Annotated in this window: 17 protein-coding genes and 1 tRNA gene; 1 reads left to right on the top strand and 17 read right to left on the bottom strand. The window is 56.1% G+C overall.

The annotated features are described in order from the left end of the window. Positions 1-132: 132 nt before the first annotated feature. The 8 genes from dnaB to rnr form a co-directional block, all read right to left on the bottom strand. Entirely contained in the window at positions 133-1,527 is a 1,395-nt protein-coding gene (gene dnaB / locus HMPREF1487_RS12095; protein ID WP_010796933.1) for a replicative DNA helicase, read from the bottom strand. A 149-nt stretch (positions 1,528-1,676) separates the two neighbouring features. Then, a complete protein-coding gene (rplI, locus tag HMPREF1487_RS12090) occupies positions 1,677-2,123 on the bottom strand; it encodes a 50S ribosomal protein L9 (protein WP_010796932.1) in 447 nt (148 codons plus the stop codon). Positions 2,124-2,144: 21 nt separating this feature from the next. Then, positions 2,145-3,035, bottom strand: a complete 891-nt coding sequence (locus HMPREF1487_RS12085) for a YybS family protein (protein WP_010796931.1) — start codon at positions 3,033-3,035, stop codon at positions 2,145-2,147. 35 nt (positions 3,036-3,070) lie between these two features. Then, a complete protein-coding gene (gene rpsR, locus HMPREF1487_RS12080) occupies positions 3,071-3,301 on the bottom strand; it encodes a 30S ribosomal protein S18 (protein ID WP_007161145.1) in 231 nt (76 codons plus the stop codon). A 26-nt stretch (positions 3,302-3,327) separates the two neighbouring features. Beyond that, positions 3,328-3,750, bottom strand: a complete 423-nt coding sequence (rpsF, locus tag HMPREF1487_RS12075) for a 30S ribosomal protein S6 (protein ID WP_010796930.1) — start codon at positions 3,748-3,750, stop codon at positions 3,328-3,330. Between the two features lie 171 nt (positions 3,751-3,921). Continuing rightward, the gene (locus tag HMPREF1487_RS12070; RefSeq protein ID WP_010796929.1) at positions 3,922-6,438 is read right to left on the bottom strand and encodes a response regulator; all 2,517 of its coding nucleotides are present in this window, start codon (positions 6,436-6,438) and stop codon (positions 3,922-3,924) included. Between the two features lie 36 nt (positions 6,439-6,474). Continuing rightward, complete coding sequence (gene rlmB, locus HMPREF1487_RS12065; protein ID WP_010796928.1) at positions 6,475-7,218, bottom strand: 23S rRNA (guanosine(2251)-2'-O)-methyltransferase RlmB; 744 nt, start codon at positions 7,216-7,218, stop codon at positions 6,475-6,477. Then, complete coding sequence (gene rnr / locus HMPREF1487_RS12060) at positions 7,215-9,881, bottom strand: ribonuclease R (RefSeq protein WP_010796927.1); 2,667 nt, start codon at positions 9,879-9,881, stop codon at positions 7,215-7,217. Before rnr ends, rlmB begins: the two co-directional genes overlap by 4 nt. 205 nt (positions 9,882-10,086) lie before the next feature. Here rnr and HMPREF1487_RS12055 point away from each other — a divergent pair. Then, positions 10,087-10,173, top strand: a tRNA-Leu gene (locus HMPREF1487_RS12055). 145 nt (positions 10,174-10,318) lie between these two features. On the opposite strand, the gene HMPREF1487_RS12050 is transcribed toward HMPREF1487_RS12055, so the two are convergent. The 9 genes from HMPREF1487_RS12050 to HMPREF1487_RS12010 form a co-directional block, all read right to left on the bottom strand. Continuing rightward, on the bottom strand, positions 10,319-11,611 hold the full coding sequence (locus tag HMPREF1487_RS12050) for an adenylosuccinate synthase (RefSeq protein WP_010796926.1): 1,293 nt from the start codon (positions 11,609-11,611) through the stop codon (positions 10,319-10,321). Positions 11,612-11,659: 48 nt separating this feature from the next. Next, positions 11,660-12,847, bottom strand: coding sequence for an ATP phosphoribosyltransferase regulatory subunit (locus HMPREF1487_RS12045; RefSeq protein WP_010796925.1), 1,188 nt, complete (start codon positions 12,845-12,847; stop codon positions 11,660-11,662). 261 nt (positions 12,848-13,108) lie between these two features. Then, the gene (gene hflC / locus HMPREF1487_RS12040) at positions 13,109-13,978 is read right to left on the bottom strand and encodes a protease modulator HflC (RefSeq protein WP_010796924.1); all 870 of its coding nucleotides are present in this window, start codon (positions 13,976-13,978) and stop codon (positions 13,109-13,111) included. Further along, positions 13,978-15,168: an FtsH protease activity modulator HflK gene (hflK, locus tag HMPREF1487_RS12035; RefSeq protein WP_010796923.1), complete on the bottom strand. Its 1,191-nt coding sequence runs from the start codon at positions 15,166-15,168 to the stop codon at positions 13,978-13,980. The genes hflC and hflK overlap by 1 nt, the downstream gene beginning before the upstream one ends. A gap of 99 nt (positions 15,169-15,267) precedes the next feature. Then, entirely contained in the window at positions 15,268-16,572 is a 1,305-nt protein-coding gene (hflX, locus tag HMPREF1487_RS12030) for a ribosome rescue GTPase HflX (protein ID WP_010796922.1), read from the bottom strand. 13 nt (positions 16,573-16,585) lie between these two features. Beyond that, positions 16,586-16,834, bottom strand: coding sequence for an RNA chaperone Hfq (hfq, locus tag HMPREF1487_RS12025; protein ID WP_026003896.1), 249 nt, complete (start codon positions 16,832-16,834; stop codon positions 16,586-16,588). 83 nt (positions 16,835-16,917) lie between these two features. Next, positions 16,918-17,886 (bottom strand): tRNA (adenosine(37)-N6)-dimethylallyltransferase MiaA, encoded by a 969-nt coding sequence (gene miaA, locus HMPREF1487_RS12020; RefSeq protein WP_037029960.1) that lies wholly within the window; start codon positions 17,884-17,886, stop codon positions 16,918-16,920. Between the two features lie 42 nt (positions 17,887-17,928). Next, positions 17,929-19,893 carry a DNA mismatch repair endonuclease MutL gene (gene mutL / locus HMPREF1487_RS12015; RefSeq protein WP_010796919.1) on the bottom strand — a complete coding sequence of 655 codons (1,965 nt, stop codon included), beginning with the start codon at positions 19,891-19,893 and terminating at the stop codon, positions 17,929-17,931. Between the two features lie 122 nt (positions 19,894-20,015). Continuing rightward, positions 20,016-21,293 carry an N-acetylmuramoyl-L-alanine amidase gene (locus tag HMPREF1487_RS12010; protein WP_010796918.1) on the bottom strand — a complete coding sequence of 426 codons (1,278 nt, stop codon included), beginning with the start codon at positions 21,291-21,293 and terminating at the stop codon, positions 20,016-20,018. Positions 21,294-21,298: the final 5 nt, after the last annotated feature.

Raw genomic sequence — 21,298 nt, 5'->3', positions numbered from 1 at the left:
CTGACAGCCGCATGGTTACTGGACTGCTGAGCTTGCCGAACGCGCGCATCCACGCCTGGATTACCACATGCAAGGCCAAGGCGCTTATAAAAAAGCCGCACAGGTGTGCGGCTTTTTTGCGCTCTCGACAACTTAGTCGTCGTCGAAGTTATAACTGCCGGGCGCCAAGTTCTCGAAACGGGTGTATTTGCCGATAAAGGCGAGTCGCACCGTACCGATAGGACCGTTACGCTGTTTACCGATAATGATTTCGGCTACACCCTTGTACTCGGTTTCAGGGTGATACACCTCATCCCGGTACACAAACATGATTACGTCGGCGTCCTGCTCGATCGCTCCGGATTCACGCAAGTCGGAGTTCACCGGGCGCTTGTTCGGCCGCTGTTCCAGCGAGCGGTTAAGCTGGGACAACGCGACCACCGGACAGTTGAACTCCTTGGCCAGCGCTTTGAGCGAGCGCGAAATTTCGGAAATCTCATTGGTCCGGTTTTCGCTGGCTGCCCCGCCAATCCGCATCAATTGCAGGTAGTCGACCATGATCAGCGCCAAGTCACCGTGTTCACGCACCAAACGCCGCGTACGTGCACGCATTTCCGACGGGCTGATACCTGCCGTGTCGTCGATAAACAGCTTGCGGTCATTCAGGAGGTTGACCGCTGAGGTCAGCCTTGGCCAGTCATCGTCCTCCAGCTTACCCGAGCGGACCTTGGTCTGATCGATTCGCCCAAGGGACGACAACATACGCATCACGATCGAATCAGCTGGCATTTCCAGTGAAAATACAAGCACGGCCTTGTCAGTACGCAGTACCGCATTTTCGACCAGGTTCATGGCAAAGGTCGTCTTACCCATCGAGGGACGTCCCGCCACGATAACCAGGTCCGACGGTTGAAGGCCGCTGGTTTTATCATCCAGATCCACGAATCCTGTGGAAACACCCGTAATGGCATTATCCGAGTTGAACAGGGTATCGATTCGATCAATGGCCTTGGTCAGGATGTCATTAACGCCAATCGGACCTCCTGTCTTGGGACGGGCCTCGGCAATTTCGAAAATCTTGCGCTCCGCCTCATCAAGAAGCTCATTGGCGCCCCGACCTTCAGGGTTATAGGCACTGTCGGCAATGTCATTGCTGATGCCGATCAGCTGGCGCAGCGTGGCGCGCTCGCGCACGATCTGGCCATAGGCCTTGATGTTTGCAACAGAGGGGGTGTTTTTTGCCAGCTCACCCAGATAAGCCAGCCCCCCTACCTGGGGTAGTTGTCCTTCCTTGTCGAGCTGCTCGGATAACGTAACCACATCGAAAGGCTGGTTGCTTTCAGCCAGACGAGCAATGGCACGAAAGATCAGGCGATGGTCATGGCGATAGAAGTCGCCGTCCGATACCTGGTCCGAGACGCGTTCCCACGCATTGTTATCCAGCATCAAGCCACCCAGCACGGCCTGCTCGGCCTCGATGGAGTGCGGTGGCACCTTCAGCGCGGCAGTTTGCAAATCGTATTGTTCAGCGATGGCGATCTCATTCATGGCGTAGCGATTGGCACCGAAAGTTCGATCAGAGAAGACAGGCCTTCATGGCCTGAAAAAAAACGGGCACGTCATTACGAGAATGACGTGCCCGATTGTCGGCAGGCTTGCATGTTCGTGCAAGCCCGCTAGTCAGTTGTCATGACCGCTTATTCAGCAACCACGACCACCTTGACGGTAGTTTCAACGTCGGTGTGCAGCTGCACATCTACGTCGAACTCGCCAACGTTACGCAGAGCGCCGTTGGGCAGACGAACTTCGCTCTTGTCCAGCTCAACGCCAGCAGCAGAAACAGCTTCGGCGATATCGCGAGTACCGATAGAGCCGAACAGCTTGCCTTCGTCGCCAGAGTTGGCAGCGATGGTAACGGTCAGTTCGTTCAGCTTGGCAGCACGAGCTTCAGCAGAAGCCTTCTTATCGGCAGCCTGCTTCTCGAGCTCTGCACGACGTGCTTCGAACGCAGCAACGTTGTCAGCAGTAGCGGCAGTTGCCTTGCCCTGCGGCAGCAGGAAGTTACGAGCGTAACCGCCCTTGACGTTCACTTTATCGCCCAGGTTGCCCAGGTTGGCGATCTTTTCCAGCAGGATGACTTCCATTTGAGTCTTACCTCTTAACTTTTAACCTTCACCGTTCGTGGAGTCCTTGGGCGTATTGCCCAGGCGCCCACGAAAATCAAACAGACTGTCGACCACGGCTACGATCACCAACAACGGATAGATCAACTGCCCAAAAATCAGCAGTGTCACGTACAACCCCACCAGCCAGAACGTGGCCATATGCTTCTGTCTTACCAGTCCGTGAAGCAGGGCAACGCCAGCTATCGCCAGGGGTACACTGCACAGCGGTGTCAACATCCCAAGTCCCAGGTTGATGTTGGGTGCCAGTAGCATGACCAACAGCATTCCCAGTGCCAGGGCGGGCGACAATCTCAGCGCATGAAACTCACGCGCGAAACCGCCTGGGTTATACAGCGCAGCTTGCCAATAACGTCCCAACATCAGGCACAGCAGACAGACAATCTGGAAAAGACTCGCCATCAGACCGGTCAATACAGGCACCAGCATGTCATGCAGCTGGGCCTGCTTGGCTTCCGGCAAAGCATCCGGTGACTGACCCGCCATCTGAGGCAGAAGCTTTTGAATTTCCTCTGCCAAGAGGTTGATGGGCTCTGCGTAGACATGACCAATGGTCACAGCAAACGCCAGACCGACCAGGATGCTGGCGAGCAGGACACGCGGCCAGGAAACACTGCTGCGTAAAACCAGCGCCAGCGCCAGGGTACCGACGAATACGAGCGCAATGCTCGGATCCCCCAGATACCACCAGAACGCGGCCGGCAGCAATGCCCAGACCACTACACCTGCAGCGTCACTTGCGCCACGGCGCAGGACGACCAGACTCCCTGCTGCAGCGCTGAGCCAGTACAGAAATGGCACAACCGCTGCAATCACCACCGTAAGGGTGGCTTGCATGCGACCGCGCATGATGAAATCAGCAAGGGCTCGCATGCGAATTATCCGTTAGTTCGTGTCGATGCCCGGTCTCAACGGCCGTGGCTGTCGGTGTAGGGCAACAGGGCCAGATAACGAGCACGCTTGATGGCAGTACCCAGCTGACGCTGGTACTTGGCCTTGGTGCCAGTGATACGGCTCGGAACGATCTTGCCGGTTTCGGAGACGTAGGCTTTCAGGGTGTTCAGATCTTTGTAATCGATCTCTTTCACGCCTTCAGCGGTGAAACGGCAGAATTTACGACGACGGAAGAAACGTGCCATAACAATGATTCCTCAATAATCCAGGCTTACTCGGCGCTATCGTCGCCATCGACGTCAGCATTGTCGCTGCCATCGGCGGACTCGGACTCGGCAGGACGCTCGCGACGCTCACGGCGCTCGCTACGGTTCTCTTCGGCCTTGAGCATTTCAGACTGGCCGGTAACGGCTTCATCGCGACGGAGGATCATGTTACGGATCACGGCGTCGTTGTAACGGAAGTTGTCTTCCAGTTCAGCCAGTGCTTTGGCGCTGCACTCAATGTTCATCAGAACATAGTGAGCCTTGTGCACGTTGTCGATAGCGTAAGCCAGCTGACGACGGCCCCAGTCTTCCAGACGATGAACCTTGCCACCGTCTTCTTCAATCGCTTTGGTGTAGCGCTCAACCATGCCGCCCACCTGTTCGCTCTGGTCAGGATGAACCAGAAACACAACTTCGTAATGACGCATAAATGCTCCTTACGGGTTATAGCCTGCCACATGATGCGGTCAGACAAGGAGTGAATGTTTCGTTTTGACTTGCCTGCAAGCGGAGGCCCGCTACAGGCAAGGGGCGGTATTCTAGAGAAGGGCACCGGGTGGCGCAAGGAAGATCACGAGCCAACCGGCTCGCCGGTACAACTATCTGACGGACAGATCATCGAGCAGCTGCCGGATCTTGAAAAGATCGTATGGCTTGAGCAGCGCCTTTACATGTTTGAGTTCGTCGTCCTTGTCAAAGGCATAACCGGAAGCCACTACGACATGCAGTCCGGGATAACGCTTGAGCGCCTGACGGCTCAGGTCCAGCCCTGACATGCCTCCAAGCCCGATATCTGTGAAAAGGACATCAAAGGTACTGCTCTGCAGCACGTCCAGTGCCTCTTCGGCAGAAGCCACGGCCGTAACCTGATAGCCCAGCTCTTCCATCACCTCGCTAGTCAGGCTACGTAGCGTCAGGTCATCCTCGACCAGCAGAATATTTAATACCTTGTTACTTGCGGTTTCCTCCAACGCCATGTCCTCTTCTGTTACAGCTGTAGTAGGGGTGTGCTGTCTGTGCATACCGAGCATCATACGCACCTTTTGGGCTAACTCATCCCGACGATAGGGTTTACTGAGCAGGTTGCCTCCTGCCTCGAGCCGTCCGCCCTGTATTACAGCGTCCTGTGTATAGCCCGAGGTAAACAGTACCTTCAAGGAAGGCCTGAGCGCCCCTGCTCTGCGTGCCAGCTCGGTGCTGCGTACCGGGCCCGGCATCACAATGTCTGTAAACAATAAATCTACAGGCGCCCCCTGCTCAAGCATCGTCAGGGCAGCCTGCCCATCACCGGCTTCCAGCACGTCATAGCCTAGCTCACTCAGCATATCCACCACGATGTGACGAACATCAGGGTCGTCTTCCACTACAAGGATACATTCGCTTCCACCTTCCTCAACCGACGGCAAGGCCATGGAACTATCGGCTGTATCGGTATTCGGTAGCGAGCGTGGCAGATAAAGAGTGATCGATGTTCCCTTGCCCAAGGTACTGTTGATCAAGATATGTCCGCCACTCTGCTTCACGAAACCATAGACCATGGACAGGCCAAGCCCGGTGCCATGCTCTTCACGCTTGGTCGAGAAAAAGGGCTCGAAGGCTTGCGCCTTGACCTCTTCGGACATTCCGCGCCCGGTATCCGTGATGATCAGCTGCACGTACTCGCCTGGAATCAACTCGTCAGCGGTCTGCCACTGCTCCTGGGAAAGCAACACGTTATGTAGCTCAACAGTGACATGCCCCTCATTAGCCATTGCTTCGCGGGCATTGAGTAACAGACTGACCAGCACGTTTTCCAACTGACCTGCATCGACAAATATCGACCAGACATCAGGGTCAGCAAGCACAGTCAGCGTGATGGACTCGCCCAACGCCTGATGCAGCAAATCACTCATGCCATCCAGGAGACTCTTCGTATCGACTGACATTGGCTGCAGGGGCTGCCGCCGCGCAAAGGACAAGAGCTGAGAAGCAAGGCTTGCACCCCGCTCTACGGCTGTATTGGCCGCCTGCAGCCGACGCTGGCCAACCTCATCGCCTGCCAGTCGGGTTTTCAGCAACTGCAGGTTGCCTCCGATGATCTGCAGGACGTTATTGAAATCATGGGCAACGCCCCCCGTCAGTTTGGCAACGGCTTCCAGCTTTTGCGCCTGAACCATAGCGGCCTGTCGCTCATCTTCACTGCGTTTGAGCTCGCGCGTCCGCTCCTGCACCAGATCTTCAAGGTGCAGCCGGTAATTGGCCAGCTCGGTTTCCGCCCGCTTCTGCTGGGTGACATCGTTACCCTGGATAAAAAGCCCTGCCACCTGCCCGTTATCAATAATCGGCTGCAGGATGAAGTCTACATAGATTTCGTTAGAAGGCCCCAAGGCGGTACGTTGAATATCCAGGCGAACGCCGCGTCCGGAAAACGTTTTGAGAGAGACTAGCGCCTCATCAAATAACCTGAGAGCACCTTGCTCTACCAATTCGGGAAAGACAGTACGAAGAGGATGACCGACAACGTCTCCTCGCGCTACAAGGTGCAGAAACGCATCGTTAGCCAGCTCAAACACATGGTCAGGCCCGCTCAAGACACAGATGAAACCCGGCGCCTGCTGAAACAGCCGTCTCAGCTGGGCCCCTTCATCCTGTAAGGCTTTCGCTCGATTGATCAGGCGCTGCCCCAGTTGAATGTTCGTCGATGTCAGGCTGGGAGAACGAACTACATCGGCACGCATGGCCTGGAGTTCACTGATATCCGTAGCGTGCTGGAGGACATGCTGCAATCGACCTTCAGCATCGAAGAGTGGCGTATGCGTAACACTCCAGACATGGTCTTCAAACATTACCCCCCTGGCACTGCTACGCGGTATCGCGTAACGAATGACAGGGAGGGCATCTTCCTGCCTGAGCGTAACAGCTCGCTCGATGGAGGCTTTCAGGGCCTGCTGTGATGGCACGTTGCCCTGCAACGGATCGACAGGAAAGGCCTCGAACAAATGGACCCCAAGCAACTCCTGACGCTGCCGCCCCACGGCCCTCAGGTACGCCTCGTTGGCGTCCACGACGGTCAAAGCGCTGTTCAGCAGAACATACGAATTCGGCGAAGCCCTGAAAATGCTTTCAAAATCGAGCATGTAACCTAACTACTTTCAGCGGGCGAGCCGATCCCTCTAGCGAGAACGACGTTGACGAACGGCTTCGAACAGGCAAACCCCTGTCGCTACGGAGACGTTCAAACTGCTGACACTGCCGGACATAGGCAAACGCACCAGAAAATCGCACAGCTCACGTGTCAATCGGCGCATTCCCTTGCCCTCTGCACCCATGACGAGAACGGTCGGTCCGGTCATGTCTACATCATAGACATCCTGTTCAGCTTCTCCTGCCGTGCCCACAACCCACAGCCCTCGCTTCTTGAGCTTTTCCAGCGTACGCGCCAGATTGGTAACCGCTACCAATGGAATAACCTCAGCGGCACCACACGCTACCTTACGAACCGTAGCATTCAGACTGGCTGACTTGTCCTTGGGTATGATGACCGCCTGAACACCTGCCGCGTCGGCTGTACGCAGGCAGGCCCCCAGGTTATGCGGATCCGTCACCCCATCCAGCATCAGAAGCAGCGGCGGGCCTTCGGCTCTATCCAAAAGTTCTTCAAGCATCGCCTCGCCCCAGATCTGGCTCGGACTTACATGCGCCACGATCCCCTGATGCACACCGTCCACCTGCTCGTCGAGCGATTGACGGCTATGGGTCTGCACCGGCACACGTGCAGCATCGGCCAATGTGACCACTGCCTGTATGCGCGGTTCCTGACGACCTTCGGCTATCCATAGTTGCTTCACCCGCTTTGGATGATGACGCAACAACGCTTCTACGGCATGGATGCCATAGACCATTTCCCACTGACTCATGACTTGACCTTACGTTTACGGACTTCACCAGAAGCCGCCTGTGCCTTGGCCTTGGAAGGCCCCTTGCGATGTTTGCCCGGCTTCGTTGCCTTGGCCGATTTAGCTGGCTTGCCGGGTTTAGCGCTGTCTGCCTTTTTACCTTTCTTTGCTGGCGTGCGCGCCGGGGTGGCCTCCTGTCTGGCAGGTTGCGCCCTGCCGGGCTTTTCTCCACCGGTCTTGGCCTCATCCAGCAGGGCGCGCTTGACTGCACGACTGCGCTTGACGTCCGTATTGCCCAACAACACTTCTGCCTGCTTGAGCAATTCAGGCGAGACCTCGATCCCTACTGCTGAATTCTGGGCAGGTACCTGGGTTTTCTCGCGCTTTCGAGACTTATCTCTTGAGGACTTGGCATCGCCTCGCTGGCGACGACCTGCCGGAGCCGATTGTGCCGTCTCGGACAGCTCGAAGTCGATCTTGCGCTCATCCAGATCCACACGCGCCACCACGATTTCGACCAAGTCACCCAGCCGATAACTGCGCCCGCTACGCTCACCTGAAAGCCTATGGTGTACGGCATCGAAATGATAATAGTCGCTTGGCAGCGCCGTGACGTGAACAAGCCCCTCGACGTAGATATCGCTCAGCTCGACAAACACGCCAAATCCCGTCACAGCGGTGATGACACCCGGGTACGTCTCGCCGACCCGATCACGCATGTACTCGCACTTGAGCCAGTTCGCAACGTCTCGTGTAGCTTCGTCGGCACGGCGTTCGGTCATGGAGCACTGCTCACCCAGCTGATCCAGCTGCGCCTCATCATACGGATAGATACGCGACTTGGGCATGGCAGCGGCGCCGGCACGCTTCACATGCCGTGTTTCAAGCTTGGAACGAATGACGCTGCGAATTGCACGGTGAACCAATAGGTCCGGATAACGCCGAATGGGCGATGTGAAGTGTGTATAGGCTTCGTAATTGAGACCAAAATGGCCATCATTGTCCGGGCTGTAAACCGCTTGGCTCAGTGAGCGCAGCATTACCGTCTGGATCAGACGGTAATCGGGACGGTCATGAACGGCTTTGAGTAGCGCCTGGTAGTCTTTGGGCGTCGGTGTAGCCTTGCCCTTCGTCAAAGTCAGGCCGATCTCACCCAGGAACTGCCGCAACTTGGTCTGTTTCTCAAGCGGCGGCGCATCGTGAACCCGGTACAGGGCTGGAATGCTGTGCTTCTCGAGAAACTTGGCTGTCGCTACGTTCGCGCACAGCATGCATTCTTCGATCAGCTTGTGGGCGTCGTTACGCTGAGTAGGCCGGATTTCCGAAATCTTCTTGTCGGCACCAAAGACGATTCGCGTCTCCTGTGTCTCGAAATCGATAGCACCCCGCTCCTGCCGGGTAATCACGAGCACCTCATATAAGGCATACAGTTCCTGGATATGCGGCACCAGCTGCGGCAGCTGCTCACGGAACTGCTGCGCCTCAGTGCTTTCCGGCGTTTCCAGTAACTGACTGACCCGGGTATAGGTCAGGCGCGCATGGGAGTGGATCACCGCCTCGTAGAACTGATAGCCCGTAAGCTTGCCCGTAGCCGAGATGGTCATCTCGCATACCATGGCCAGGCGATCCACCAAGGGGTTCAGGGAGCACAGCCCATTGGACAATATCTCAGGCAGCATGGGCACTACGCGCCCCGGGAAATATACCGAGTTGCCCCGGCGTGCGGCCTCGGTGTCTAGCGCAGAGCCGACCTTCACATAATGAGACACGTCTGCAATCGCGACGAAGAGCCGCCAGCCTCCGGACTTTTTCTTCTCGGCATAGACCGCGTCATCAAAGTCACGCGCATCTTCACCGTCAATTGTCACGAACGGTACGTTGCGCAGATCGACCCGCTTTTCCTTATCTTTCTCAGAGACTTCAGGCTTGAGCTTGGCCGCCTCTTTCTCTACATCGGCCGGCCACTCATGGGGAATATCGTAGCTGCGCAATGCCACTTCGATTTCCATCCCCGGCGCGAGGTAATCACCCAGCACCTCAACCACCTCGCCCTGAGCCTGGCGATGAGTGGTAGGCCAGTCGGTGATATGAACCTGAACAAACTGCCCATGCTGCGCTCCGCCATGCTTGCCAGCGGGGACCAGCACCTGCTGTTGGATCCTGGGGCTGTCCGCCACTACATACGCGATGCCGCTCTCTTCAAAGAACCGGCCGACCACGCTCTCATGGGCACGGTGTACGACTTCGACCAGAGCGCCTTCACGGCGGCCTCGACGATCCAGACCGGACACACGCGCCAGCGCCTTGTCACCATCGAACACGAGCCGCATTTGCGCAGGGCTCAGGAAAAGGTCATCACTGCCGTCGTCCGGGATAAGAAAGCCAAAGCCGTCACGGTGACCGCTGACTCGCCCACAGACAAGATCGAGCTTATCAACGGGGGCGTAAGCTCCGCGACGCGTATAAAGAAGCTGCCCATCCCGCTCCATGGCACGAAGGCGACGGCGCAATGCTTCAAACTGATCCTCTTCCGTCAAACCGAACTCTTCTATCAGCTGCGTGCGCGAGGCAGGGCCGCCCCGCTGCGCCAGATGCGCCAGAATAAGCTCGCGACTTGGAACAGGGTTTTCATATTTTTCCGCTTCTCTAGCGGCCTCGGGATCGAGGGATTGCCAATCGGCCATCAGTTTAGAGTTACCTTTTGTCTGGTTAAGAGCTCTCTATATATTGAAGCTCGAAAATGCCTTAAAGGTTAGTCTTCGAAAAATAATAAAAATTTTCCACTTCAAGGGTTTACAGGTTTAAAAAAGCCTCGTATAGTTCGCGCCACAGCAACGGCAACAACGTTGCTAACGCGAAATACGATGAGATCATCGCATATCGCAGAGTGCCCAGGTGGCGGAATTGGTAGACGCACTAGGTTCAGGTCCTAGCGGTGGCAACACCGTGGAAGTTCGAGTCTTCTCCTGGGCACCACTTTACAGACAACCGAGCTAAATAGCTCGGTTTTGTCGTTTCTGGGGTTATGCTTTTTAATTCCCTCCCCTTTCTCAGTTGCTTTTACTGACGCCTATAAAAAAGGGCCGCCTAAGCGACCCTCCCTTCTATCTACCCGATCAGATCAGGCAAACGGATGACGAAGCGTAATCGTTTCGTTGCGGTCAGGGCCTGTCGAGATAATATCGATAGGCGCACCAACCAGCTCTTGAATACGCGCAATATAAGCGCGCGCATTTGCAGGCAGCTCATCCATGCTGCGAGCACCTACGGTAGACTCGGACCAGCCCGGCATTTCCTCATAGATAGGCTCCAAGCCGATATAGCTGTCAGCATCGGTCGGCGCTTCGGTCAGCTCGCCTTCAGCATTGCGATAACCTACACAGATACGCACGGTTTCCAGACCATCGAGAACGTCCAGCTTGGTCAGGCATAGACCAGAAATGCTGTTTACCTCGATAGAGCGACGCAGGATGACTGCATCGAACCAACCACAACGACGCGGACGACCTGTTACCGAACCAAACTCATGACCTTTCTTGGCCAGATAAGCGCCAGTCTCGTCAAACAGTTCCGTTGGGAACGGACCGGAACCTACACGCGTGGTATAGGCCTTGGTGATTCCAAGGATGTAATCCAGGTACAAAGGCCCTACGCCAGAACCCGTCGCTACACCGCCTGCCGTGGTGTTAGAACTGGTAACAAATGGATAAGTACCGTGATCGATATCCAGCAGCGTACCCTGAGCCCCTTCGAACATGATGTTCTCGCCGGCTCTACGCAGCTCGTGCAAACGCGACACTACATCCAACATCAGCGGCTTGAGTACCTTGGCGTGCTCCATTGCATCATCATAGGTCTTCTGGAAATCAACAGGCTGCTCGTTGAAGAAGTTCTGCAGCACAAAGTTATGATACTCCAGCACTTCACGCAGCTTTTGAGCGAAGCGCTCAGGATGGAACAGATCACCTACGCGCAAGCCGCGACGGGCAATCTTGTCTTCATAAGCCGGGCCGATTCCACGACCGGTCGTTCCGATCTTGGCATCACCTCGGGCCTTTTCGCGCGCCTGATCAAGCGCCACGTGATAAGGCAGAATCAATTGGCAGGCCGAACTGATACGCAGTCGCTCACGAACCGGAACGCCTCTCGCCTCAAGCTCGGCAACTTCCTTGAACAAGGCGTCCGGCGCCAGCACCACGCCGTTACCGATCAGGCACTGCGTGTCGGCACGCAAAATACCGGACGGAATCAATCGCAGAATGGTTTTTTCACCATCGATAACCAATGTATGCCCAGCATTGTGGCCACCTTGGTAACGAACAACCGCTGCCGCCTGATCAGTCAACAGATCGACAATTTTGCCTTTGCCCTCATCACCCCATTGGGTGCCCAGGACGACGACATTCTTACCCATAACCTTTCCCCTATAGGAATCTCTGGAGCCGGCTAACCCGGCGAACTCTCACGACGCCAGGGGCGCCACCTGCCAACTTCCATCCTGCCACGTCAGCTGTCGGTCACAGCCCGACTCGCGCGCATCCGAATCCGCCTGGCCAGGCAACGCCTGCACCACGCGCTCACCGCCTGAACGTAACTGGCGAATCGCATTCCATAGCTGAGCATCCTCGCCATGAGGTGCCCAGATACCTGTTAGCGGCTCGGTCATTTCCGCCTGACCCAGCATAACCAATGTTTTCAGATCGGTAGAAAAGCCTGTTGCTGGGCGTGCCCGGCCAAAATTCGCGCCGATATTGTCGTAGCGCCCCCCTTGAGCAATAGCCTGACCGCTACCTGGGACAAACGCCGCGAAAACAACGCCGGTGTGATAGTGATACCCACGTAGCTCGCCCAGATCAAAATACAGCGGAATATCTGGAAACCGTTGAGCTAACGTATCAGCCAGGGAGCACAGCGCCTCCAGGGCAGAGACAACGGCAGGCGGCGCTTCCGCCAGGCGCTGACGCGCAGCCTCCAGGGCCTGACGCCCACCGCACAGCTCAACCAGGCTACGCAACATGTCGCCATAAGGCGCAGAAAGCTCTTGGGTCAGGGTAATAACTTCATCTACCGCCTTGCGCTGCAGCGCATCAAAAAGCGCCTCTTCTGCTGCGCCGGATAGGCCTGCCGCTTCGCACAAACCACGATAGATTCCGACATGTCCAAGGTCCATGTGCACATCCGGGATTTGAGCCAGTTCAAGCACACCCAGCATCAGGCTGATGATTTCAAGATCACCGGCCGTGTCCTTGGCACCATATAACTCAGCCCCGATCTGAATCGGACTGCGCGACGTAGACAGCGCGCGCGGACGGGAATGCAGGACACTGCCGGCATAGCACAGGCGACTCGGGCCTTCCCTATGCAACGCATGGGCATCCATTCGAGCGACCTGGGGTGTGATATCGGCGCGGAATCCCATCAGGCGCCCCGACAGCGGATCGGTTACCTTGAAGGTGCGCAGCTCCAGATCCTGGCCCGCCGCCGTCAGCAACGACTCCATAAACTCGACATGGGGCGTTACGACAAATTCGTATCCCCACTGTTGAAACAACTCCAACACCCGTCGACGCGCGATCTCGATGCTGGCAGCCTCGGGAGGCAGGATTTCTTCAATTCCGTCAGGCAGCAGCCAGCGGTCTACCGTTGCCATTTAGCCTTTCTCCATCATGCGAGCAGCAGCCTGTCATGAAGACCTTATGCACGCGCAGGCAAAACCTGCCGCACAGAGCACGGTACAATAGCGAGCAAAGCGCGCAGCGACGGTAGATCGCCTAAGCCATCCCCGTGATACAACCTCGCCGCCATGCAATGGTTCATGCAGACGCAAAAAAGCCGGGATGTTCCCGGCTGACTCATGATACCACGAAATACAAAAAGGTCAGCGGCGGGCGACGAGCGCCCGCCAACCTTTTTACGGGGTTGGATCACCCAAGTATTTGAAGAACTCGTTCTTCGGATCCATCACTAAGATGTCGCTCTTATTAGAGAAACTGTTGCGATAAGCCTGCAAGCTACGCGTAAAAGAGTAGAACTCAGGGTTTTTTGTATAAGCCTGGGCATAGATCGCAGCAGCACGAGCATCACCATCGCCTCGTGTTTCTTCTGCCTCGCGATAGGCTTCCGCCAGAATAACGCGACGCTGACGATCTGCATCTGCACGAATACCTTCAGCCAGCTCACGCCCCTTGGCACGGTGCTCACGCGCTTCACGCTCACGCTCAGTGCCCATACGCTCATAGACGCTACGGCTCACCTCTTTCGGCAGATCAATAGCCTTGACTCGGACATCCAATACTTCGATGCCCAGCTCTGCATTAGCCATTTTGTTAAGTGAGCCTGTTAACTCGGCCACCATGGCATCACGCTCGCCAGAAACCACTTCATGCAAAGTACGCTTACCAAACTGATCACGCAGTCCGGCTTCTAAACGACGCATCAGACGCTCATCGGCAATCTGCTTCATACCTGAGGTTGCCGTATAGAAACGCTCAGCATTAAAGACACGCCATTTGGCATAGGCATCAACCATCACAGCTTTCTTTTCCAAGGTCAAAAACCGCTGTGTTGGAGAGTCTAGCGTCATAAGACGGGCATCGAACTTACGCACCTTATTTACAAAGGGCAGCTTGAAGTGCAAACCAGGCTTAAGGTCAGCATCTACTACACGACCAAACTGCAACATAACTGCACGTTCGGTCTGCTGAACGATAAACAGGCTGCTCCAGGCAAATAGTCCTAGAATGACCACTACAACCAGAGCGGCGATAGACTTGTTACTCATCAGCGGCTCTCCCTTGTCCGTACTTCAGGCAGCTGCGGCAAAGCCCTTACCGATGGCGAAGGATTATTCGAGCTGTTATTGCCTGAAGAAGGCGAGGTCGATGAATCACTCGATTCGGCAGGACGGTTTTGCACCATCTTATCTAGCGGCAGATAGAGCATATTATTCTGACCGCCCTGTGCTGTGATCAGAACCTTGCTCGATTGGCTCAGCATATCTTGCATAGCCTCAAGATACAGACGCTCGCGCGTTACCTGAGGTGCTTTCTCATACTCGGCTACCAAGTTATTAAAGCGATCCGCTTCACCCTGAGCGCGTGCAATGACCTCCTCACGGTAACCATTGGCATCTTCAATTAAACGCTGAGCCTGACCACGCGCCTCGGGAATCACGCCGTTAGCATAAGCTTCGGCTTGGTTACGCTCACGCTGCTCGTCTTCACGTGCACGAATAACATCATCAAATGCTTCCTGCACCTCGCGAGGTGCAGCAGCACTCTGGATGTTTACCTGAGTTACCGTAATACCTGTTTTGTAGGTATCCAGGAAACGCTGTAAGCGCTCACGCACCTCACCTGCGACCTGCTCACGGCCAGATGTCAGCAGCTGATCCATGGTCGAAGAGCCAGCCACATGACGCAGAGCACTATCAGTAGCATGCTGAAGACTGAGTTCCGGCTGATCCACGTTTAATACAAAAGACTCCAAATCGGTAATCTTGTACTGAACGGTCAGCGGTACCTCGACGATATTCTCGTCCTGAGTCAGCATTTGCCCCTGCTTGCTATACGCACGCTCACGCGTCACGTTTTCCTGGAACTTGCGATCCATTGGAGGGAAGTAAATATTCAGGCCAGGACCTACCGTTTCGTAATACTTGCCGAAGCGCAGCACAACTGCTTGCTCCTGCTCGTCAACGACATAAATAGCGTTGTATAGCCACAAGCCAAACAGCAAGGCCAAGCCAATTAAAATCAGACCCGCACTGCTGCCCGCCTGACGGTTACCTCCGCTGGAATCCGGGCGCTTTTTACCGCCAAACAAGCGATTCAGCTTGTTCTGCAGCTTACGAAGCGCTTCATCCAAGTCCGGTGGACCTTGACGGCCGCCACCATTACCATTACCACCGCCACGGCGATCGCCCCAGGGGTCTTGATTATTTGAGTTGCCACCCGGCTCGTTCCAAGCCATAGCGCTCTCCCTACTGACTAAAGCGAAAACGCGCCGGTTGGCGCGCCGACCAATGCTACCGGATGCCGGGCACCCGGACCAAAAACGTCGATAAAGGCTTTATTGCAAAGTATGTTGCGCCACGAAGTCATCCGGCTTGAAACCTTCACGACTGACGAGACGATTAAGTTCTGCACGAGGTAAACGTACTGACAACACCGTATACCCTTCTTCGTCATGCGATTCTTCCTGTACAGCACCTTGACTGAACAATAGCGCACGCAGACGTCCCATAGCCTGAGGCAGCCGCAATTTACCTACGAACAGGTCGTCGCCCAACAATTCGGCCACAGCTTGACGAATCAGTTCCAAGCCCCGGTTTTCCCGAGCAGAAGCCCAAACTCTGATCGGACGACCAGTTTCCTCGTCGCGCTGGATGTGCGGCTCGACATTCTCAAGCAGGTCGATCTTGTTATAGACCTCCAGCATGGGAATCTCGTTAGCACCGATCTCTTCCAGCACGACGTTCACCTGCTCGATTTGCAGCATGCGATCCTCTTCGTGAGAGTCGATCACATGCAGTAGCAGATCCGCGTTGCTTGATTCTTCCAGCGTGGCGCGAAACGCCTCAACCAGCTTGTGTGGCAGATGTCGGATGAAACCCACGGTATCAGCCAGTACCACCGGTCCCAGGTCAGCCAGTTCTAGACGACGCAATGTAGGATCCAACGTCGCGAACAACTGATTCGCTGCATAGACCTCGGAAGAGGTCAGGGTGTTGAATAGCGTAGACTTGCCAGCGTTGGTATAGCCAACAAGCGATACCGCTGGAACTTCGGCACGTCGCCGCCCTCTTCGGGCCTGCTCACGTTGACTGCGTACCTTTTCAAGGCGCTGTTTGATCTGGCGGATACGAACACGCAAAAGGCGACGGTCCGTCTCGAGCTGTGTTTCGCCCGGCCCTCGAAGACCGATACCACCTTTTTGTCGCTCAAGGTGGGTCCAGCCACGCACCAGACGAGTACTCATGTGCTCAAGCTGTGCCAGCTCAACCTGAAGCTTACCTTCATGGGTTCGAGCACGCTGGGCAAAGATATCGAGAATCAACCCAGTACGATCAAGCACCCGGCACTCCAGGGCGCGCTCGAGGTTGCGCTCCTGACTGGGCGTAAGGGTATGGTTAAAGATGACCAGTTCGGCTTCATCGGCCTTCACCAAGTCATGGAGTTCATCGACCTTGCCGGTACCGATGAGAAAACGTGCAGAAGGCTGATGTCGCGACACGGTAACCATCGCCACCGTGTCAGCGCCAGCAGAGTGCGCAAGTTCTTGGAACTCCTGAGGATCCTCGCGGGATTCAGGATCTTGGCCTTCGAGATGGACCAGAATGGCCCGTTCACCACCACCCGGGCGTTCAAAGAACAAAGGCGACTCCTATTTACATGTTACCGGGTTCAGCCGGCTGATCACTGCTAGGCAGACGAACAGGACGACTAGGAACTACCGTTGAGATTGCGTGCTTGTAAACCATCTGGCTGACAGTGTTTTTCAGCAGGATGACGAACTGATCAAAGGACTCGATCTGACCTTGCAACTTGATGCCATTGACCAGGTAAATGGAAACTGGAACGCGTTCCTTACGCAAAGTATTCAGGTAAGGGTCTTGTAGCGAATGCCCTTTTGACATTGTGCCGCTCTCCTCAAAGGTAAAAGATTCGTTTGTTGCAAGGTCAGAAGGTTCGCCATCACCGGCGTGGTTCTTCTTGAGACTCAACTGCATATGGAGACCGCCTTAAGGCTTTTCAAGACACGCGACACATTGTCACGGGCCATACTGTCCAACCACTGTAGCTGGCCCCAGCTGCGTAGCCAGGTAAGCTGCCGTTTAGCCAGCTGACGCGTGGCGATAATGCCGCGCTCTGTCATTTCGTCGTAACTCATTCCGCCGTCCAGATACTCCCATACTTGACGGTAGCCTACGGCACGCATGGAGGGTAGTTCAGGCTGCAAATCACCTCGCGCCCGTAGACGTGAGACCTCATCGACAAAGCCCTGTTCCAGCATGTGGCGGAAACGCTGGGCTATTCGCGCATGCAACAGCGCACGCTCTTGAGGAGCAATAGCCAGATGAACGGCAGTATACGGGAAATGTGCGACAAACGGCGCGTCGGAATCTGCATTTCCTTGTCTTTGACGCTCCCGATGCTCGGTCATCGTCATTCCACTGACGCGATGGACTTCCAGTGCACGGGTCAGGCGCTGGGGGTCATTGGGATGGATGCGCGCCGCTGACTCAGGATCGACCTCTGCCAGTTGCCGATGAACCTCACCCCACCCCTGCTCTGCCGCAACGGCTTCGATTTCGGCACGAATGGTTGGATCGGCGCTGGGCATGTCCGCTAACCCCTCAAGGAGCGCCTTGAAATACAGCATGGTGCCGCCTACCAGCAGAGGAATACGCCCTGCCGCCGTGATGTCTGCCATTGCCTGACGGGCATCGGCACAGAAATTAGCTGCCGAATAGGTCTCGCTGGGCTCGCGGATGTCGATCAGACGATGGGGAAAAGCCTCCAGAAGTGCTTTCGAGGGCTTGGCCGTACCGATATCCATCTCGCGATACACCAGCGCCGAGTCGACACTGATCAAGTCGCACGGCAGAACCCTGGCAAGCTCAAGGGCTAGATCGGTCTTGCCGGAGGCTGTAGGTCCCATCAGAAAAATGGCAGGTGGAAAAGACATGGAAACTCTCATGAAAGTCGACGCCGCGTCATGCGACATCGATTACCTGCCACGCAGGAATAATTTATCGAGATCATCAAGGCCCATCTGCGCCCATGTGGGTCGACCATGATTGCATTGGCCGCTTCGCTCGGTGATCTCCATATCCCGTAGCAAAGCGTTCATTTCAGGCACTGTCAAACGCCGGTTGGCTCTGACGGAGCCGTGACAGGCCATGGTGCCCAGCAGTTCGTTGATATGCGCCTGGATACGATCACTCGTGCCGTACTCTAAGAGATCTGTTAGAACATCTCGAACCAGATCACCTGCTTCGGCTTGTTTCAGCAGCGCAGGTATTTGTCGGATAGCCAGGGTTTCCGGCCCTAGCCGCTGCAGCTCAAAACCCAGCTTGGAAAACCATTGGGCATGCTCTTCTGCACAATCGGCCTCCCGCTCGCTGACCGCCAATGACTCAGGCACCAGAAGTGGCTGTCCACGCAGGCCTTCGCTGGCCATGGCAACCTTTAGACGCTCATAGGTAATACGCTCATGGGCGGCGTGCATGTCGACCAGCACCAGACCGTGAGCATTTTCCGCCAGGATATAAATGCCCTTGAGTTGAGCCAGTGCATAGCCCAATGGAGGAATATCACCCTGGCTTTCCGGCAAGGCAGCTGGCGCAGCTCCTGTGCTACTGACTGTAGAAGGCAACGGAGCAAAAAAGGTCTGGTAGGCTCCCTGCAGCTCGGCCACACTCTGGGTAGGGTATGCCGGCTTGGGCGAATAGCTGCCGGAGCCGCCGTAGCTTCCACCAGAACCACCGCCAGCAACTGGCCGTGGCGATGTTTCCGGCATGGCCGGTTCGATGCGATACGATGCAGGCGCAGGCTGGCTACTTTCCAGTGCATGCGCCGCCAGGCTCATCTCACCTTGGGGACCAAATTCCCCTGCAGCGGAGCCTGTGGCGCGAGGCGGCACGGTAACAGCCGATGCCGGTGCCGTCACCTGATCGTCCGGACGCACATCGGCCAGCGCACGGTGCAAGGTGCCGTAAAGGAAATCATGCACCATCCGCGTATCCCGGAACCGAACTTCATGCTTGGTGGGATGTACGTTCACATCCACCACGCCTGGATCGAGTTCGAGAAACAACACGAATGCAGGGTGCCGCCCGTTATAGAGCACATCACGATAGGCCTGCCGGATAGCATGCGCGACCAGCTTGTCGCGCACCATGCGACCATTCACATAGAAGTACTGCAGGTCCGCCTGGCTGCGAGAGAAGGTCGGCATGCCGACCCAGCCCCACAGGCGCAGCTCGCCGCGTTCATTCTGAATAGGCAGGGCCTGCTCCAGAAAATTCGGCCCACAGACCGCCGCGACACGGCGGGCCTGGGTAAGGTCATCCGTAGCCTCACGCAGGGCTAGAATGCTCTTGCCGTTGTGGCGAAGATTGAACCCCACGTCAAAGCGGGCCAGGGCCAGGCGCTTGATAACTTCCTGCAGATGATCGAATTCAGTTTTTTCCGAACGCAGGAATTTACGACGCGCCGGTGTATTGAAGAAAAGGTCGCGCACTTCGACCGTGGTGCCTTGCGGATGCGCGGCCGGTTTGACTGATGAGTGCATTTCTCGCCCTTCGGTCTCGACCTGCCACGCCTGATCGGCATCCTGGTGGCGTGATGTAAGGGTCAGGCGCGAGACCGAGCTGATCGAGGCAAGCGCTTCTCCTCGAAAGCCCAGGCTGATGACATGCTCAAGTTCATCCAGGTTATAGATCTTGCTGGTCGCATGGCGCTCCAGCGCCAGAGGCAGGTCGTCAGAGGGAATACCGCTACCATCGTCCCTGATTCGCAGCAGCTTGACACCGCCCTGCTCGACATCGATGTCGATACGGCGTGCCCCGGCATCCAGACTGTTTTCCAACAGTTCCTTGGCTACCGAGGCCGGGCGCTCAACCACCTCGCCGGCGGCAATCTGGTTAGCCAGACGTGGGCTGAGCAGTTGAATACGACGAAGTTCAGTCATGGAATTAGCCAGGCTGGTCTGAGAGTCGAATGGAAAGCAGTGCCAAAACGAAACCGGCCGCGCTGCCCGAGGCAGTGGCAGCCGGCCGATTCGAACCGCTATGGCGTAGGCATCTCGCTATTTTAGCGCGAGCCGGTTGCCACTTGCTGTGCTTTTTGGTCACGCAGCCAGGCCAGGTATGTACCTGGCGGCGGACTCTTCTGGAAGTACGTGGAAATACCGCTGCGGATCTGCCGTGCCAGCAACTCCTGATGTGAGGCCGTTGCAAGCTTGACGGACTCGGTCGGGTTGGAGATGAACCCGGTTTCAACCAGGATCGAAGGAATATCCGGCGATTTCAACACCACGAAGGCAGCCTGCTCCACGCGATTATGCAGGAGCTTGGTCTGTTGCCCGATGTTGGCCAGAACCTTCTGCCCGACATCCAGACTTGCGGACATGGTAGAGGTCATGGACAGATCCAGCAAAACACCGGCAAGCATCTGATCCTTGTTGTCCAGAGCACTGCCCACCCCGCCTACAAGGTCCGAGCTGTTTTCAGTATCTGCCAGCCAGCGCGCTGTTTCAGACGTGGCGCCCCGCTGAGAAAGCGCAAATACCGATACACCCGAGGCGGTTCGGTTGGGCGCTGCGTCGGCATGAATGGACACAAACAGATCAGCCCCTTTCTTACGCGCTATCTCGGTACGCTTGCGCAAGGGGATGTAATAGTCACCCGTACGGGTCAGCTCGGCCTTGAAGCCCTTCATGCTGTTGATCTGGGCTTGCAGTTTTCGCCCGATGGCCAACGTGATGTTCTTTTCATAAAGGCCGCCACCCTTGGCAATTGCACCAGGGTCTTCACCGCCATGACCAGGGTCGATCACTACAATGATGTCGCGCTTGCCAGAGGGACCAGCCGGCACGGTGACCTTGGGCTGCGCAGGGGTTACCGGCGCAGATGGCTCACCCGGCGTAGGCGTCGCGGGAATGTCGGATGACAGGTCCGCGCCCTGATCGAACAGATCGACTACCAGACGATTTCCGTACTGCTGATTAGGCGCAAGCGTAAAGCTCTTGGGCGTAACCTGCTGGGACACATCGAGCACCATGCGCAGCTCGTCGGCTGAGCGTTGGGCCGAGCGCAGTCCGGTAATCGGTGTACCCTTCAGGCGAGCCTCGTTGAGCTTGGTCGCCAGTTTGGCTCCGCTGACATCAATGACGATCCGGTTGGGCGACGTCAGAGTAAAGACATTGGCTTTGACCGGCCCTGACAGATCGAATACCAGGCGCGTATTGTCCGGTGCACGCCAGACACGCATATCCTTGATATCTGACGCTGCCAACACTTGGCTGGCCAGACAACACAAAATGACTCCCAACGTTGCCCATCCCAGGCGTACACGCTTCCCCCACCCCATTTGCA

The organism is Pseudomonas sp. HPB0071, from assembly GCF_000478505.2.
GTDB classification, from domain to species: domain Bacteria; phylum Pseudomonadota; class Gammaproteobacteria; order Pseudomonadales; family Pseudomonadaceae; genus Chryseomonas; species Chryseomonas luteola.
Note: the sequence above shows the minus strand (reverse complement) of the source record. Positions and strands in the feature narration are given on the sequence as shown.